The organism is Terriglobales bacterium (genome assembly GCA_035487355.1).
Lineage (GTDB): Bacteria > Acidobacteriota > Terriglobia > Terriglobales > Acidobacteriaceae > QIAW01.
This window is the reverse complement of record DATHMF010000025.1, coordinates 19,189-36,279: the sequence shown is the minus strand read 5'-3', so window position 1 is coordinate 36,279 and position 17,091 is coordinate 19,189. Positions and strand designations below refer to the sequence as shown.

The 17,091-nt window shown below is 55.5% G+C and carries 11 protein-coding genes and 1 tRNA gene; 9 read left to right on the top strand and 3 right to left on the bottom strand.

What is annotated here, in order from left to right:
* The first annotated feature begins 131 nt into the window (after window positions 1–131).
* Complete coding sequence (locus VK738_05335; protein HTD22053.1) at window positions 132–4,022, top strand: Ig-like domain-containing protein; 3,891 nt, start codon at window positions 132–134, stop codon at window positions 4,020–4,022.
* 696 nt (window positions 4,023–4,718) lie between these two features.
* A tRNA-OTHER gene (locus VK738_05330) sits at window positions 4,719–4,784 on the top strand.
* A 30-nt stretch (window positions 4,785–4,814) separates the two neighbouring features.
* On the opposite strand, the gene VK738_05325 is transcribed toward VK738_05330, so the two are convergent.
* Complete coding sequence (locus VK738_05325) at window positions 4,815–7,334, bottom strand: PAS domain S-box protein (protein ID HTD22052.1); 2,520 nt, start codon at window positions 7,332–7,334, stop codon at window positions 4,815–4,817.
* Between the two features lie 412 nt (window positions 7,335–7,746).
* On the opposite strand from VK738_05325, the gene VK738_05320 reads away from it, so the two are divergent.
* The 3 genes from VK738_05320 (at window position 7,747) to VK738_05310 (ending at window position 10,823) form a co-directional block, all read left to right on the top strand.
* Window positions 7,747–8,226: a nucleoside deaminase gene (locus tag VK738_05320; protein HTD22051.1), complete on the top strand. Its 480-nt coding sequence runs from the start codon at window positions 7,747–7,749 to the stop codon at window positions 8,224–8,226.
* Window positions 8,227–8,301: 75 nt separating this feature from the next.
* Window positions 8,302–9,654, top strand: a complete 1,353-nt coding sequence (locus VK738_05315) for an amino acid permease (GenBank protein HTD22050.1) — start codon at window positions 8,302–8,304, stop codon at window positions 9,652–9,654.
* Window positions 9,651–10,823, top strand: a complete 1,173-nt coding sequence (locus VK738_05310) for an aminotransferase class V-fold PLP-dependent enzyme (protein ID HTD22049.1) — start codon at window positions 9,651–9,653, stop codon at window positions 10,821–10,823. Before VK738_05315 ends, VK738_05310 begins: the two co-directional genes overlap by 4 nt.
* 238 nt (window positions 10,824–11,061) lie before the next feature.
* On the opposite strand, the gene VK738_05305 is transcribed toward VK738_05310, so the two are convergent.
* Both VK738_05305 and VK738_05300 read right to left on the bottom strand, forming a co-directional pair.
* The gene (locus VK738_05305) at window positions 11,062–11,838 is read right to left on the bottom strand and encodes an alpha/beta hydrolase (protein HTD22048.1); all 777 of its coding nucleotides are present in this window, start codon (window positions 11,836–11,838) and stop codon (window positions 11,062–11,064) included.
* A 39-nt stretch (window positions 11,839–11,877) separates the two neighbouring features.
* Window positions 11,878–12,459: a class I SAM-dependent methyltransferase gene (locus VK738_05300; GenBank protein ID HTD22047.1), complete on the bottom strand. Its 582-nt coding sequence runs from the start codon at window positions 12,457–12,459 to the stop codon at window positions 11,878–11,880.
* A gap of 720 nt (window positions 12,460–13,179) precedes the next feature.
* On the opposite strand from VK738_05300, the gene VK738_05295 reads away from it, so the two are divergent.
* From VK738_05295 to VK738_05280, 4 genes are all read left to right on the top strand, one after another.
* Window positions 13,180–14,007 (top strand): ABC transporter ATP-binding protein, encoded by an 828-nt coding sequence (locus VK738_05295; protein HTD22046.1) that lies wholly within the window; start codon window positions 13,180–13,182, stop codon window positions 14,005–14,007.
* 240 nt (window positions 14,008–14,247) lie between these two features.
* Window positions 14,248–15,066: an ATP-binding cassette domain-containing protein gene (locus VK738_05290; GenBank protein ID HTD22045.1), complete on the top strand. Its 819-nt coding sequence runs from the start codon at window positions 14,248–14,250 to the stop codon at window positions 15,064–15,066.
* Between the two features lie 5 nt (window positions 15,067–15,071).
* Window positions 15,072–16,034 carry an ABC transporter permease gene (locus VK738_05285; GenBank protein ID HTD22044.1) on the top strand — a complete coding sequence of 321 codons (963 nt, stop codon included), beginning with the start codon at window positions 15,072–15,074 and terminating at the stop codon, window positions 16,032–16,034.
* A gap of 15 nt (window positions 16,035–16,049) precedes the next feature.
* The gene (locus VK738_05280; protein ID HTD22043.1) at window positions 16,050–17,081 is read left to right on the top strand and encodes an ABC transporter permease; all 1,032 of its coding nucleotides are present in this window, start codon (window positions 16,050–16,052) and stop codon (window positions 17,079–17,081) included.
* The last annotated feature ends 10 nt before the right edge of the window (window positions 17,082–17,091 follow it).

Here is a 17,091-nt window from a genome sequence, read left to right as displayed (position 1 = left end):
GAAAATTAGAGCATGTTTCATAAATAGGTTTGTGTCAGGGCACGGATTTATGAGCCTGTCCTGAAACTCCCAGCCTCAAATGGGGTTAATTTGCAGAGTAGCTAATTTACCAGGAAAGTGAAAATGGACGCATGCTAGCAAGATGGCCTCAGTTGATCGCAGCTCTCATAGGAAGTTTGTTCTGTTTATCTTCAATTCTATCGGCCCAGGATCTCAATCCGTCGTCGCGTAGCCCGGCTCGTGTCTCAGGCAATATGGACGGCATCCCCGGCTCCTATCACAGTCTGGCCGAGCATCCCCCGGTGTTCACGACCGCGGCCAAGCTGAAGGACCTCGTTTCGCGGATCAATCGATCCAGGAGCTACTCGATGCCGCGCTTCGGCCAGCTCGCCGATAAGGCAGGGAGGGGGCTTTTGCTCACGGGCAGATCCAGTCCGGCTTCAGCCGCAAACCGGGGTTCGCTCGCCCCGCCAGTAGCCCCTAAAGCGGCGGCAGTCGACCCCACAGCGGCAGTAAGTCCTTTGGTTTTCGATGTTTCTTACTACAAGCAGGTGAATCCCGACTTGGCTGGCTTGTCGGACGCCGACGCGCAGGCCCACTGGATCAACCAGGGTGTGGATGAGGGCCGGCGAGCGCATCCGCTCTTTTGGACCCAGCAGTACCTGGCTTACTATCCTGATCTGCAGGCGGCATTCGGCGCGCAGAACTATGCTGCAGCTTTAGAGCACTACGTTTCCACCGGACACACCGAAGGCCGCAGCGGAGTGCTGGCGCTCGCGTCGACAGTTTTCGACGTGACGTATTACAAGCAGGCGAATCCCGACTTGGCGTCCCTGTCCGACACGGATGCGGAAACCCATTGGATTGAGCATGGCATCTCGGAAAACCGGCACGGCCATCCGCGGTTTTATGCTTTGGACTACTTGTTCTTGAATTACGACAAGGCGCTGCTTTACGGCACTGCTGGCGGCGTCGATAGCATCAATGACTACGCGCTGAAGGGCGCCAATGATCACGTGTTTACGTACTCTAGCGACGGCCGCATCGGCCTGGACGCGTTGATGCCCCTGGTCTTTGATCCGGCTTATTACATGAAGCAGCATCCTGAGCTGAATTTCCAATCCACCGATGAAGCAACTTCATTCTGGCTCCAGACCGGGTTGTCGCGCGGCGATAAGGGATCGAATGTTTTTTCCGCGGCTGAGTACCTGGCGTTGTATCCGGACCTGGCACAGGCGTTTGGCGCTACCGGTTACTCTGATGCCCTGGAACACTATGTCCGAATTGGCCGCAGTGAGGGCCGCAGCGGGCTCTTTGCGATCGATCAATCCTACTTGTCTTTTATTCCCACATCCGCCGGCTTGACGACCACGCCGGCTGATCGTGTGGAGACGTTCACTTCGGTCACCGGGCAAGACATCACCGTCACTATCCTGGCCCCGGCGCCAGCATCAGATACGATTTACACAATGCGTCCAATCAACCCAGGGGAACTCCCGGACGACTACTTCCCGCTGGCCGTCGCCAGTGCGCAGACGGCCGGAGCAGGAACGCTCATGATTCCCAAGGGCGTTTACAACTTTCAGGGTACAGACCCGAACGTCCATTGGTTCATTGACGGTTTGACCGACATGACCATCGACGGCCAGGGCTCCACGCTGAATTTCAGCAACCCGGGGTTCGGCATCCTCATGAATAACGCTACCAGAGTGGTGTTCAAGAACTTTGTGCTCGATTGGCCGCACCTAAGGATTGCTGCACTGGGCAGGATCATTGCGGGTCCCCACAATGGCCCGAACCAGCTTCAGATCGACCCCGCCTATCCCGACGATGGCTCCAAGTCCATTGAGGTTACTACGCCTTGGGATGTGACCGGCAACACTTGGGGAAGGCAAACCGAAACGGAGGAGTTTTTCTCCACCGACGGTTCCGGTTCCCCCCCGCCGGTTTATGAAGGCAATGGGCTCTACTCTTCGCCCGCGTTCGTTGATTACCCGGCTGGTATCGCTCTCCTGGTCCGCTATTATGCAACCGAGGGGGTTGCCATGTGGGTCGAAGGTGTGCAGGATTTCGCACTTGAAAACGTGACGGTACATTCGGCGCCGAACACTGCGTTCTTCTTTGATCGCGGCCGAGGGATACGGGTCTCGAACTGCACAGTGAACCGGTCGAGTGGGAAGCTGATCTCCGCTTCCAGGGGTGCCCTGCAAGTGAACCAGAGTAGCGGCGACGTCCTGGTGGAGAACAGTGTGTTTGCCTATCACGGTGACGATGGCATCAATATCGGGGCCGCGAGTTTCTTTCCCGTGGAAGCAGTCAGCGGAGACCAACTCACGTTAGCTGAGTCGGACTCCACTCCGCAGCCGGGAGACCCCGTCATTATTTTCAATTCCGCATTCGGTGTGCTGGGGTTCTCCTCGATCCAGGCGGTCTCTCCGAACGCAGGGGGTGGATTTAATGTGCAGTTGAGCCAGGAGGTCCCTCATGTAGCCTCAGACAGTTGGTTGGGACGCCTCAATTACATGGGTGCCCGCTGGATTGTGCGCAACAACCAGTTTCTGAACAATCACGCGCGCGCCATCCTTCCCCAGGGGCCATATGGCCTGTTAAAGAACAACGTAATGATAGGACAGACCCACGCTGCCATCTTGGCCGGGATCTTAAACGACGTGCCGCCTGCGGTCGGCCCGGGCGTCCAGGACATGCAGGTTTTGAACAATTGGATCTCTGATTCTGGGCCCTTTTCTACAGTCCCGTGGATTCTGAGGGGTGGAACCAGTCCCGGCGCCATCATGATCGTGAGCTGGTTGATCAACGGATTCAACTTTAATGACGAAAGCGAAAGCACGGATGTGCGCATCAATCAGCACATCGTCTTGTCCGGGAACACGGTGCAGAATGTGCCAGGCCCTGCGTTTTTCATTGGCTCCGCCAGTGACGTGAGCATGGACGGAAATCAAATCATCAACGCCAATAGCGGACCTTCTTATTACCTGGGAACCGGCAGTACCTCGGGATCGGTCGTTGTGAGCCAGGCCCAGAATGTATCCATCACCAATACCGCGGTGAGTGGTACCCAGACGGGTCCAGTTTCGATTGATCTCCATTCCACAAACGGAATCCAAAATGACAGGGGCACCACCCTGGCGCTCTCTCTGGCCGCGGGAAGCAATCCGTCTGCCTTCGGCCAGCCTCTGGCGTTCGCCGCAGTGGTTACAACGCCATCGGGCGGCACACCCACCGGCACAGTGCAATTCAGCGATGGCATCACCAATTTGGGTTCAGCCGTAACGTTGAGTCCTGACGGCACGGCCACATTCACGACTTCATCCTTATCGTTGGGCCAACATGCCATCAACGCCGTCTACAGCGGAGATGTGAACTTCGACGCCAGCCCTTCGCAACTCATGCAGACGGTGAGCCCGGAAGCCAGCGTAACGACGCTCGCTTCGAGCAGCAACCCCTCTGCCTCCGGGGCACCTCTGACTCTTAGCGCTGCCGTGAGTTCCTACTTTGGTGGCATGCTCACAGGAAGCGTGCAGTTTCAGGATGGAGGCGTCGATTTGGGTTCGCCAGTGCCACTGAGCAGTGGCGTTGCCTCATTGCCCGCTGCCGGGCTCTCCGTAGGCGCACATAGCATTACAGCGGTCTATTTCGGCAACCCTGACTTCGTTTCCAGCACCTCTGCGCCGTTGCCCCAGGTGGTTACGGCGACGGGAGGGGCGAACTCCACGTCCGCCTCCCTCACGGCGCCCGCCCAGACTTTTTTCCGCCAGAGCGCGACATTCACAGTCGCCGTAAATTCGGGTGGCGGTACCCCCTCAGGCAGCGTGATTCTGCTGGATGGGAATACGCAACTTGGGCCCGTGCTCACCTTGGATGGTGGCGGAGCGGCAAGCTACAGCACGCCGCTTCGCCCTGGCGTGCACCAGATCCAGGCGATTTACATCGGCAACGACAACTTCAATGGCAGCTCCTCGGGACTGACGGTGAACACCTCGCCCCGGCCCAAGCCGCGCTAGGCAGAACAACATCCTCCAACCACCGAAGCGATTGGCGAATGGCCCCCAGGTTTGTTTAATCGTGATATCACTCTGGCATCAAATCATTGATTTCTTGGAAACTGCAGGTCATCATTGTGCTAGAAGTGTGTTTTAACAGCATTTGAGAATGTGGGGCTTAATTTGAATAGGGTGAGCGAAAAGTGAGCGCCGGATCGCGCGAACTTTTTGCGAGTCGGGGTCCCCAGCAAACCGGGTTTTGGCTTGATGGGGTGAGGACGGCGAAGCGGTTTACCGCGGAGCCCTTAGAATAAAGCCCTTGAAGGTCTTTGAAAATTCGTTGCCGGTCGGGATTGCCGAGCCCCTAGGACGGGTGAGCGAGAAGTGAGCGCCGGATCGCACGAACTTTTTGCGAGTCGGGGTCCCCGGCAAACCGGGTTTTGGCTTGATGGGGTGAGGACGGCGAAGCAGCCTTGTTTTGGCTGCGGAGCCCTCAGAACAAAAGCCCCTAAGGACTGAGGACTGACAACTGAGGACTGCCCCCAGCAAGTCCCTACCCTGAAATTAATTTTCCCCAGCAAATATGCGGCGATCAGCACTGTTTTTAAGGCTCCAGACACTAGCAGCAAGTACCCCCCTCAACGTGGGAACGGTTCAATCCCAGACGCCGTGAGCAGTGATTTCAAGTGCTGTTAAACCGTTGAAAAACACTCACGCGGAGGGATGTGTGAAAACCGCTGTACCCGAAGGGTATCGGGGGTTCGAATCCCTCTCCCTCCGCCATTGTTTCGCCTGTGGAATCTTCGCTTGAGTTCAGGGATTCGTCAGGTCCTTCGGCTTCGCCCCACGATCGATGGCATCTCGCACAGCGCTGGTGAGAGATTCCTGAGTGAAAGGTTTGGGAAGCAAGACCAGATCGGGAGCAACACCGTTATGCTCGAACAACGCGGTTTCGCTGTAGCCGGACATGTAGACGACTCTTGTTTCCGGCTGAAGCAATGCCATCTGTTTGGCTAATTCCGAGCCGCCGATTCCAGGCATCACCATATCTGTGATCAGGACATGAATACGGTGAGGATATTGCCTGGCGATCTCGAGGGCTTCTCTGCCATTTTGGGCTTCCAGGACGGTGTATCCACTGCGGTTTAAGTAGTGCCAAGCCACCTGGCGGACGCCTTTTTCGTCCTCGACAAGAAGGACGGTCTCGTTACCTCCCAGAGCTCTCGGGGCTACGGAGACAGGCTTGATCGCGTCAGCAGGTTCCTTCACTAACGGCAAATAGATCCTGAATTTCGTCCCTCTTCCGGGCGTGCTGTCAACCAAGATATGACCATTGCTTTGCTTGACGATGCCGTACACCGTGGAGAGCCCCAATCCGGTCCCTTTGCCTTTTTCTTTGGTAGTAAAAAATGGCTCGAAGATGCGGGCCTGTGTTTCCGGATCAATCCCCACACCTGGATCGCTCACCGCAAGCATCACGTATTGGCCGGCGGCGAGTGGTGGATGGAGGCGCGCATGCTCTGCATTCAACGCCACATTAGCGGTCTCAAGCACCAGTTTTCCGCCTGCGGGCATAGCGTCGCGCGCGTTGGCTGCGAGATTCAGGATGACTTGCTCTATCTGTCCCGGGTCGGCTTTCACACATCCGAGGTTTGGGCCAGGCACGATCACCAGTTCAATATTGGCTCCCAGGAGCGGCGGCAGCAGCTTGGCGATCTCCGTCACTACCGCATTCAAGTTGATGATCTTAGGTTGCAGAAACTGCATTCGGCTGAAGGTCAGTAACTGTCGAGTCAGGACCACCGCGCGGTCCGCGGCCTTTTGCGCCTGCTCAATCCCTTCGAGGTGCGGGTTGGGGCCAGTGGACGTCTCTTGGAGCAGCGCGAGATGCCCCCCGATGATGGTAAGCAAATTATTAAAGTCATGGGCAATCCCGCCAGCCAACCGTCCCACGGCATCCATTTTCTGTGCCTGCAGCAGTTGCCGTTCCAGTTCGCGTTTCTCGGTCACGTCTTCCCCAATCACTTCATAGTGAGTGATCGTGCCGCCGGCGTCGCGTACCGCCCGGCTTCCCAGACGTACCGTGAGGAGCGCGCCATCCTTGCGCTTCCACTCAGCTTCGACGCCGCTCATGCCGCCGGGGTTTTCACGAATCAGGCGGGCGGGCTCGTCGGAGCTGAGATAAACGCTTTTGTTTATGTTGAGGGACATGAGTTCTTCAGGCGAATCATAGCCAAGCATTTCGACCAGCGCAGGGTTCACAAAAAGGAATTTTCCGTGCAGATCGACGCAGTAGATTCCGTAGGGCGCCGCAGCCATCATCGAGCGGTGATTCGCCTCGGAATGCCGCAAGGCTTCTTCGCGGTGCTTGCGCTCGCTGATGTCAACATTCGTTCCCATCATGCGCAGCGCGCGGCCGTTGTGGTCGCGCGAGACGACCTTGCCCGTGCTTTCGACCCAAATCCATTTTCCCGCGAGGTTGCGGACGCGGTGCTCCTCGCGATAGCGGGGAATCTCGCCCTTCACGTTCTTTCCTGAAAGCCTCCACACTCTCTCCTGGTCCTCCGGATGCGTGATCTGGAGCAGCTCTTGGACCGTAGTGTGCGTGTCTTGCGGTTCGCCTCCCAGCATGACGGACCAGCCTTCGCTCAGATACACCTTGCCAGTAGGCACGTCGCAGTCCCACATGGAAAGCCCGGCCGCCCACATAGCCATGCCGAGGCGCTCGGACGCCATCTGGCTGGCTGCCTCGGCGTGAAGCGGCTCACGCTCTCGACCTAAGGAATCATCAGCTCGTTTTCGCTCCATCAGGATGGCAATCAAGGGAGTCGTCCACTGAATAAGCTCCTGCTCCTGGTTGTTAGGGGGCCTGGCTTCCCGGCAGTAGACCGCGAACGTACCTAGAACGCTGCCTTCACTCAAAATGACAGGGGCCAGCATGCAGGCCCGCAACCCGTGCTTTAGCGCCAGGTCTCGCCAACTGGCGACGCGCGGATCGCTCGCAATGTCAGATACAATCACATCTTCTTTTCGATATGCGGCTGCCCCAAACAATCCTTCATTCGGACCGACGGCAACTCCATTGATAGCTTGCGAAAAACTTGCGGGAAGACTCGGTGCCGCAGCTTGGAACAGACGAGTGCCAGCCTGGCCGAGAACGAGGACCGAGCAGAATAAGCCAGGGCACTGCTGTTCCACGGTCTGACACAGTATAGCCAGAGCACTCTCGAGAGGAACGTCCCGGGCCAAACCTGAGAACACCGCCCGGTCAATTGCCAAGCGAGCGTCTGAAATGCCCTTTGAGGCACCTTCGGGTTGTTGCGGATGTTGCATGGGCTTGGGCAAAGCCCGGACTCAAATGCCCCAATTATAGTGTAACTTGTGTCATCCGATCAGACTCAAAACGGGTGTGGAGCCGCAAAAACTTCGTCGGGAACACGTAAGCGCAACAATCTCCATGGGTTAGTGGAACCGCTTCACTTTTCCCAACTTGAGCCAGTTTCGGAGTCTGAGTGCGCCTGATTTACCACAGACGGATGAGAGATTTATCTTGTCCGTCTCTTGTCCAAACATGGGATTCTGAGAGTGCCTGTTGCCGTCCAAGTGGTCTTCCGAATCCTTATATATACGTATATACGATATAAACGCCAGCCTTCCCGGATATTCAGAAATCTATTCGAGGGCTTATACTGCCGTTAGAATCCATACGAAGCGGATTCAAAACTCACATTAAGCAATCAATAATATGGAACTGACAAACAACGATTTGCTTCGCGAAGCTATTGCCGAAGCTAAAGCTGGTCTATCCGAAGGAGGCATTCCGATTGGGGCTGTGCTGGTTGATCCAGGCGGGAACATTGTTTCAAGAGGGCACAATCTGCGAGTTCAAACGGGAGATCCGACTGCGCATGCGGAGGTGGTTTGTATCAGAAATGCCGGACGGCGCACCGACTGGCAGAAACTCATTCTCGTAAGCACGCTTAGTCCTTGCATCATGTGCACCGGAGCGAGTCTGCTCTATAAGATTCCCAAAATAATCATTGGCGAAAACAAGACATTCATAGGCGCAGAAGAGCTCTTCCTCGCGAACGGCGTTCAATGTATTGTTCTGGGTAATTCTGAATGCATTACGATGATGCGGGAGTTTATCCAGGCGCATCCCGATATTTGGAATGAAGACATTGGCATTCCCAGTTCAAAGCCCCTGACGATCTCCGGCGGGTAAAATCAACCTGCGTCGGTGACCACGTATGTAGACCCAGTTGGCGCAATGGCAGTGCAGTGCTAAATCATAGAACGAATGACACAACGACCCAACCAGCTTCGCCGTGAGCTCAGCGCAGGACAGATGGCCATGGTTGCCGTCGGAGGCTCGATAGGCACGGGACTTCTATTAGGGTCCGGAGCCGCCATACAGATCGCGGGACCGTCAGTCATTATTTCCTACATTCTGGGCGCGTTGATTGCTTTTGTAGTCACGATGGCGTTGGGCGAGATGTCGAGCCTGCATCCGGCGGCAGGCTCTTTTGGCGTTTATGCCGACAGATATCTGAATCCCTGGGCGGGCTTTGTCTCCCGTTACGGATATTGGTTCGCAGTTGTGATCTCCATCAGCGCCGAACTGGTCGCGTCGGCTACTTATGCGCGCTTCTGGTTTCCCCAGATTCCGTCGCTGGTCTGGATTACCATCTACGCTGCAATGCTGTTGTTCATCAATTTGCGTACGGTCGGCGATTTTGGCAGCTTCGAGTACTGGTTCGCCATGATTAAGGTCGTGGTCATCGCAGCGTTCATCATGATCGGCGCTGCCCTGCTTCTGGGCGGAAAGGCGCAGCCACATTACACTTCGGACGGAGGTTTTCTGCCGCACGGTGGTGCCGGACCCTTGTTTGCGCTCTCCTTCGTCTTGTTCAATTACCTTGGCACCGAGATGGTAGCAATCTCCTCCGGGGAGGCACGTTCAGTGGCCGCGATTGCGCGCGCGACCTATATCAGTTTTGCAGTCCTGACATTTGTGTACCTGTTTGCCTCCACCGTTCTGGTTGGAGTTGTTCCGTGGAACCGGGTGGGTGTAACGCAAAGTCCGTTTGTCACGGTTTTTGAAGTCGCGCACATACCTGCCATCTCGCACATCATGAACTTCGTGGTTCTCACCGCGGCACTTTCAGGGTCCAATGCCAGCCTGTATGTCACTGCCCGTATGCTGTACTCGCTCGCGGAAGACGGCTTCGCACCCGCCAAGCTCACCGAACTCACAGCAAAGGGATCGCCGCGGTGGGCGGTGCTGGTTTCCGCATCGGGGATTCTCATCGCATTGCTGGTACAGCGTGTGACGCCCCAGAATGCATACCTTTATATTATCGGCGCTTCATTGTTTGGCGGACTGCTGGCCTGGGGCATCGCACTGGCCTCGCACATCGCCATGCGAAAGCGGCTCTCCGCCCAGGAGATTGCAGCGCTGCCCATGCGCGCTCCCGGCGGCGCGGTTGCATCCGTGATCGCACTGGTTGCCATTGCAGCCGTCGTAATCTCAACCTGGTGGGTGCCACAGTCGCGCATCACCATCATGAGCGCAGGCCCGTATTTGCTGCTTCTGACCGTGTTTTACTTTTTGATGAAGAAAAATAAGGCGAGGAACAAAATGGCAGCATGACCGACCCACTGCTTCAATATCGCGCTGAGTTTCCTATCCTGGAAGAAACCACCTATCTCATCAGCAATTCCCTGGGTGCGATGCCCCGCGGCGTATTTGAATCGCTGCGCAACTATGCGGAGATCTGGGCCACGCGCGGTGTACGTGCCTGGAAAGAGCGCTGGTGGATGATGGGCCTCGAAGTGGGCAACCAGATTGGCGAGCTGATGAACGCACCCGCAAATAGCGTTTCACTGCACGGCAATGTAACCCAGTGCCAGGCGGTGGTGGCTTCGTGTTTCGAGTTCAACAGCAAACGCAATAAGGTCGTGTACAGCGACCTCAACTTTCCTTCGGTCATGTATTTTTGGGAGGCGCAACGATCGCGGGGCGCCCGAATCCATATGGTCCCAACCGATGACGGAATTCACGTGCCCACCGAACGCCTGCTGGAAGCCATTGATGAAGAAACCCTGCTCGTACCCGTGTCGCACGTGATCTTCCGAAGTTCCTATATTAATGACGCCAAGGCGATTTGCGAGAGGGCACACCGGGTTGGCGCACATGTGATTTTGGATACGTTCCAGTCTCTAGGTTCCGGCGTGACCGTGGACGTACAGGAGCTGAACGTTGACTTTGCCTGCGGTGGTGTTCTGAAATGGCTCTGCGGCGGACCCGGCACCGCGTATCTTTATGTTCGTCCTGACCTCGCTGAGAAATTGGAACCGAAATTCACGGGTTGGTTAGCACACGAAAATCCATTCGGCTTTGAAATTGGCCCGACCCGCTACACGCAAGGTCCATACCGCTTCGTCAATGGAACGCCCAATGTTGCCGGGATGTATGCGGCTATCCCAGGATTAAAAATTGTGGGTCAGGTGGGTATGAAGAACATCCGCGAAAAATCCAAACGGCAGACGGAGCGCCTAGTTTCGCTTGCCGATCGGCGCGGGTGGAAGGTAAGCGCACCGCGCGATCCTGAGCGGCGCGGGGGCACCGTGGCCATTGAGATGCCAAGCTCGAAAGAAGTCTGCGAAGCGCTGCTCAAGCGCGGCATTCTGGTCGACTGGCGGCCGAATGCGGGCGTGCGTCTGTCCCCGCATTTCTATAACCGGGATGAAGAGATTGACTTGGCCATTGCTGCCGTGGATGAAATTCTTGCGAGCATGGGGATGGCGCCCTCCAGGTAGTGCTGAAAGCCGTGCCCTGACACGATAGTTCAAAACATCATCGTGGCACTGATAAAGCCTGCCTCTGACAAGCACGGAAACAGAGAGTTTCGGCACAAAAGGGATTCCTCCGCTACGCGTCGGAATGACAAGAAGCTTGTTTCTCCGCAGGCTCTAAAGTCGTGCCCTGACACGTCTTCACGCCCAAGAGTTTTTCCGCAAGCCCTGAAAGCGTGAAGTCCCTGGCGCGGCGAGGATGTTACAAACTTGCATTCGCCGCATTCTTGATCTCTGTCAGGACAGTTTTCCATGATGCCGAGCGCGGATCGATTAAGTCGTAGTGATCTGCTGCCGGTAATTCGATGAGCCGAACTATGTCTGACTCAACAGTGTCTGACTCTACCGTGCGCGCCGTCAGATATTCTCTGCTCAAATTCATAGGCACAATGTCATCCTCTGTACCATGGATCAGGACGCGCGGCACACGTGTACTTTGTTGTGACGGGCACGCAAAAAGATAACGATCTGGTACATCGTCTGGAGAGCCTCCTAAGAAATCTGCCACCGCTCCATCTCCGAGCCTCCGGCGCCAAGCCGTTCGAAGACACGAGACCGGCGCCAGGGCGATGACCGCGGCTAGATCCTGGTCTCTGGTCGCCAGCCAAAGTCCGAGATGTCCTCCCGCCGAGTGGCCGACGACGAGAGTTGGCTTGTTGTTTCCGTGGTAGCTTTGAGCGCGCTGCAGGGCCGCTTGGATATCGTCGAATGTGCCCGGCCAGCCGCCGCCTGGCTCTCCAATACGGCGATATTCTATGTTGGCGGTGGTCAATCCGGATGCAGTTACCGCAGCACAGAGATGTGCCGCATGCGTGAGATCGTATCTCTGGCGCCAGAAACCTCCATGAATCATGACAACCAGGGCGACTGCGGCGCGGGAGATGGGAAATCGGAAGTCGATGAACTGGCTTTTTTCTGCGCCGTATGGGATTCGAAGGTCGGCAGGTGGTGGAGGAAGCGATAAAATTTTTTCAGGCATATGCCCTTGTTCTGGCCATCCGACAAAATTAACCTACTACTACGCAGAAGTGAAGATCTTAATATTTGGATATTCAGTGTCGCGAACGATGAGACCGGCTCGATATGCCATTACATTGACTGAATTCCCGGTGAAGAAAAAGAGATGAAACCGACTGTACTCGTACTCGTAACGATAGCAGGGTGTAGCGTGAACCATGAGTCCACCATCATTAAGAAGAGATTTCATGAATTGGAGGGTCGTAACGGGATCTTGCAAATGTTCCAAAAGATTGTGAGACATGAGGCCATCGAACTTCATGTTCCGAAGTTGCGTTTCGCTTGATATAACGAATGTAGCCTTTGCCCTTCCCGCCGTCGGATCGTACCCGACGATGTTGAATCCCTTCTCTCGGAGAATCTGAATTGCTTTTGACCATTTACCGCACCCATAATTAAGATAGATTCCTGATTTTGTTGGATTCAGCTTATGAAATGTTTGCAGTTCAGTTTCTGTTGTATCGCCCTCATCATAGGTCCAGTAAAGTTCGCGGTATTCACGAGCCAGTTGCCGTTTTGAAAGTGAAATCATCTTCTCGGTTCCAAAAATCCCTCCACATTCAGAGCATTCAAAGCGGAGCAAGCAACCACCTCCGAAAGCGTCCTCAGCTCTATGTACTTTGAAAACGTCTCCTGAATAAAGGCAAATAGGACAGTGAACTCTACTGGGAGTCTTGTACCTGCGGTTCCATCGCCGCCATCGCTCGGTCGTCTTTCGTCTGATTAGCTCTCGGAAAAGTTTGGCCGGGGCGACGCGCAATGACTCCCGCCGTCGTTCTCCGATCGAGATTTGTATGTCTCGAAACGCGCTTAGTGGTGGTTCAAAGAACCAACAGACATGCTCTTGCACGGCTGTCACACGGAGCGTGTAGCATCCAGGCGTGGCCGGGGACTGAATCGACATAACAATCTGATCAGTGTTGTTGGGAGCAACAGTCCTGGGCAACGCGGTTCGCACGCCCTCTATCGATTTGCCATCCTGGCTAACCCAGAAGTATGACAAATGAAAAGGATCGGGGGCCGTAGTAGCGAGGGAGACCGCCGAACCATTTGTGACTGCCACTTTGGCCGTCAGGTTTACGCCCGCAGAGCCGTGCGTCGGTTCATCTATGACTCGAATGTCGATTCTAGATTTGTCGTGATCGGAGAGCGGCTGCATCGTGCTGGGTAAACTCCCGAAGTCAATAATTGCCTACACTGTTGAGTTAACTCCCTTCATATATATTAAGGTGTTCTTGTAAATTTCGTAGCCCATGCAAGTTCGAGCTTTGCATTTTGGCGACGCGCAGCGCAGAGGTTGGCTTTGATCCAGAAAGAGACCGAATCCCTACTTGCCGTGCAGGATTTGTCGGTTTGCTTCACATCCAGCGGCCGCCAAACCAGGGTCGTGAACTCAATTCGTTTCTCGATCACTCCGGGCGAGGTGGTTGGGGTATTAGGAGAGTCCGGATCGGGAAAGACGAGTATGGCCCTCGCGGTCCTTGGCCTTCTTCCTTCGAATGCACAAATCGAGAGTGGCTCGATTCGGCTGCGCGGACGCGAGCTCGTAGGATTGGAGGAGCACGAGTTACAGAAGATCCGTGGAAAGGAAATCTCACTTATCTTTCAAGAGCCAGGGATTGCGCTCAACCCAGTCCTACGCGTCGGCCAGCAGATCGTTGAGGTATTACGCGCGCATAATTCATGGAGCAGCAAGCGTTGCCGCGAAGAGGCAGAGTCCATGCTGGAGCAGGTGCGGCTCTCCGATGTCGCGCGCATTTACTCCGCGTATCCTCACGAATTGAGCGGAGGCCAGCGCCAACGAGTAGCCATTGCCCAGGCGCTGGCTTGTAAACCTGGACTTGTGATTGCCGATGAGCCTACGGCGTCGCTGGATACAACCATCCAGGCCGATATTCTGGCTTTGCTCAAAGACTTGCAGCAACGGCTCTCGCTCGCATTTCTGTTGATCAGCCACAACCCGGCGATCCTTCAAAAAATGGCGCAACGCATTCTTGTGGTGCATGCGGGTGAAATCGTTGAGGAGGGAGCTGCATCTCAGGTCTTGCACCGGCCGCAGCATCCCTACACGCGGCACCTGCTGGAGTGCGTGACGCAGCCGCTGAGTGGGACGCATTTTCGGTGCGACTAAACAGGTTGCGGGAAAAACGTTTTTCTGAGCGCTCCACTTCGTTACGCGCTTGCCTTCGGCAGATTGGAATTGTTATTTTTAGCGACTTGGCGGCACGGCTGAAGCCGTGCCCTGACACTTGCGAATCTCGTTGCTCGGGGAAGAGAACCTTATGTACTATGCTGGAATCGAACGAGCGCAATTTCAAATCTTTATTGCATGTACATCGTTTCAAACACGAGGGTTGACCACGAGAATTGAATGAAGCCATCCCAGTCACTCCTGGAAGTGCGGAATCTGAACAAAACTTACGTGCAGCGCCGGTGGTTTTCCGGGAAGCGGTTCCAGGTCAAGGCGTTGAACAACGTTAGTCTGACTATTCCGCCGGGACGTACCTTTGCACTGGTAGGCGAGTCAGGTTCAGGAAAATCCACGCTCGCGAAATGCCTCACCATGCTGGAAGAGCCGGATAGCGGCGAGATCAATTTCGAAGGCAGTAATCTTGTTGTCATGAAGCAGCACGAACGGAGACGGATACGGCCGCAACTGCAGCTCATTTTTCAAGATGCCGCTACCGCTTTTAATCCGCGGTTTTCCGCGGCGGAGATTATCGCCGAACCGCTGGTCATCCAAAGACGCGGATCCGATGAAGAACGAAGGAAACGTGCCCTGGAATTGATGGAGCAAACGGGGTTGCCGGTGGATGCCGCCGGCCGTTCAGCATCGGAATTTAGCGGCGGGCAGCGGCAGCGGCTGGCGATCGCTCGCGCATTGGTCCTCGAACCGCGGTGCTTAGTCCTGGATGAGGCGCTTTCCGGGCTGGACCTTTCCATTCAAAGGCAGATTGTGCGTCTGCTGCTGGAACTGCAAGCACGAGCTTCACTGACGTATCTGTTTATCTCCCACGATCTTGGCCTGATGGCGCAAATCGCCGATCAGGTGGCGGTGATGCATCAGGGAAAAATTGTCGAAGAACAAGCTCCCTTGGATTTATTTTCCAAGCCTCAGCACGCGCACACGCAGGCACTCCTGGCCGCAATGCCTGTGCTTGAAAACTGCACTACGGCGGGGGACGCCTGAAAGTTATGCGCTACTTTCTTCGCCGCATCGTTCACGGGGCTTTTCTCCTGGTTGGAGTTTCAATTCTTTCATTTGTCTTAATGGAACTGGCGCCTGGAGACTTCTTCGCAGAGATGCGCCTGAATCCGCAGCTTTCCGCCGAGACACTCGCCGGCTTACGGCAGCAGTACGGTTTGGATCAGCCGCTGCCGGTGCGGTACCTACACTGGGTACAGTCGGTTGCACGAGGCGAGTTTGGTTTTTCTTTCGCTTACAACACCCCGGTGGCGCCGCTGCTTTGGTCGCGCGCCGGCAACACTCTGCTGCTAACCGTACCGGCCGCTCTATTTGCCTGGCTGATTGCCGTACCTATTGGTGTCCGAAGTGCCGCAAGGCAGGGCAAATGGGACGACAAGATTGCGAGCGCTGGTGTTACCGCCCTATTGGCAACTCCAGAGCTCTTGCTTGCGCTGGGCTTCCTGCTGATTGCATTGCGCACCGGTTACCTGCCTACCGGAGGAATGAGCTCGACTGGCTTTTCTGGATTGAGCTGGTGGGGGAAATTCAAAGATGTAACCGCGCATCTGGCCATTCCCGTCACGGTGTTGACGCTGGGCAGCCTGCCAATTCTGGTTCGCCATGTGCGAGCCACAATGCTTGAGGTGCTGCAGTCGCCATTCATCAACGCCGCACGCGCTCATGGGATCTCGCGCCGGCGGTTGCTGTTCAGGCACGCACTACCCGCGGCCCTGAATCCCCTGATTTCTCTGTTCGGATTCTCTATTGCAGGCTTGTTGAGTGCATCGCTGCTGGTGGAAATAGTCGTCAGTTGGCCAGGTCTGGGACCGCTGCTGTTTGAGGCCATTCTGGGGCGCGACCTTTACGTGGTCATCGGCGCGATTCTGTTCTCGACGATGTTTCTGGTGGGAGGCACGTTGATCTCAGATCTGCTGTTGCTGGCGGCTGATCCCAGGATCAGAACACCATAATCAGAACACCATGACATGATCAAGACGCGCACAATCTCGTTGCCTCTGCTGCTATTGGGATTCATTCACCTCATGGTCCTGAGCGCGGGATTCCTCGCTCCTTACGATTACGCCTCACAAAATCGCATGCTGCCGTTTGCCCCGCCCACCAGGATCCATTTTGTTGACACTCATGGAGAATGGCATTTTCGGCCTTTTGTTTATGGATTAGTTGACCAGCCGGGCAATTTTGGCTCTTACAGTGAAGACCTAGACCACGTTTATCCCCTCCGCTTCTTTGTGCACGGAGACGAATACAAACTGATCGGAAGCGTGACTTCACATCTGCACCTATTGGGAGTTTCGGAGCCGGGCCGAATATTCCTGATAGGAGCTGATGGTTACGGCCGGGACCAGTTTTCCCGGCTGCTCTTTGGCGGCCGGATTTCGCTTTTTTCCGGACTCCTGGCAGCCTCACTTTGCCTCGTAGTCGGCTCGGGATTCGGAGTCGTTGCCGGTTTTTATGGCAAATGGGTTGATGAGGTGATCATGCGCCTGGCAGAACTTTTTCTGGCGCTGCCCTGGCTTTATCTGCTTTTTGCGGTGCGGGCCTTTCTGCCTTTACATATCACGCCCACGGCAGCATTCCTGTTGCTTGTCATGGTCATCGGATTAGTAGGGTGGGCGCGGCCGGCACGGCTGGTGCGGGGGATCGTACTCAGCGCGAAAGAACGCAATTATGTGCTGGCTGGCCGCAACTTCGGAGCTTCTGACCTTTATCTATTGCGGCGCCACATACTGCCACAAACGGCAGGCGTTGTACTGACCCAGGCGGCACTCTTGATACCACAGTACATCCTGGCCGAGGTCACCCTGTCGTTCCTAGGACTTGGGGTTGGGGAGCCGGAGCCCAGTTGGGGCAATATGCTGGCCAGCCTGCAGCAATATCATGTTCTGGTTTCCTATTGGTGGATGTTTATTCCGGGTGTGGCGTTAATTCCCGTATTTCTGAGTTACTTTCTTCTCGCCAATGCCTTACAAAAACGGATAAAATTAGGTTTAGTCTAGTTGCACCCCC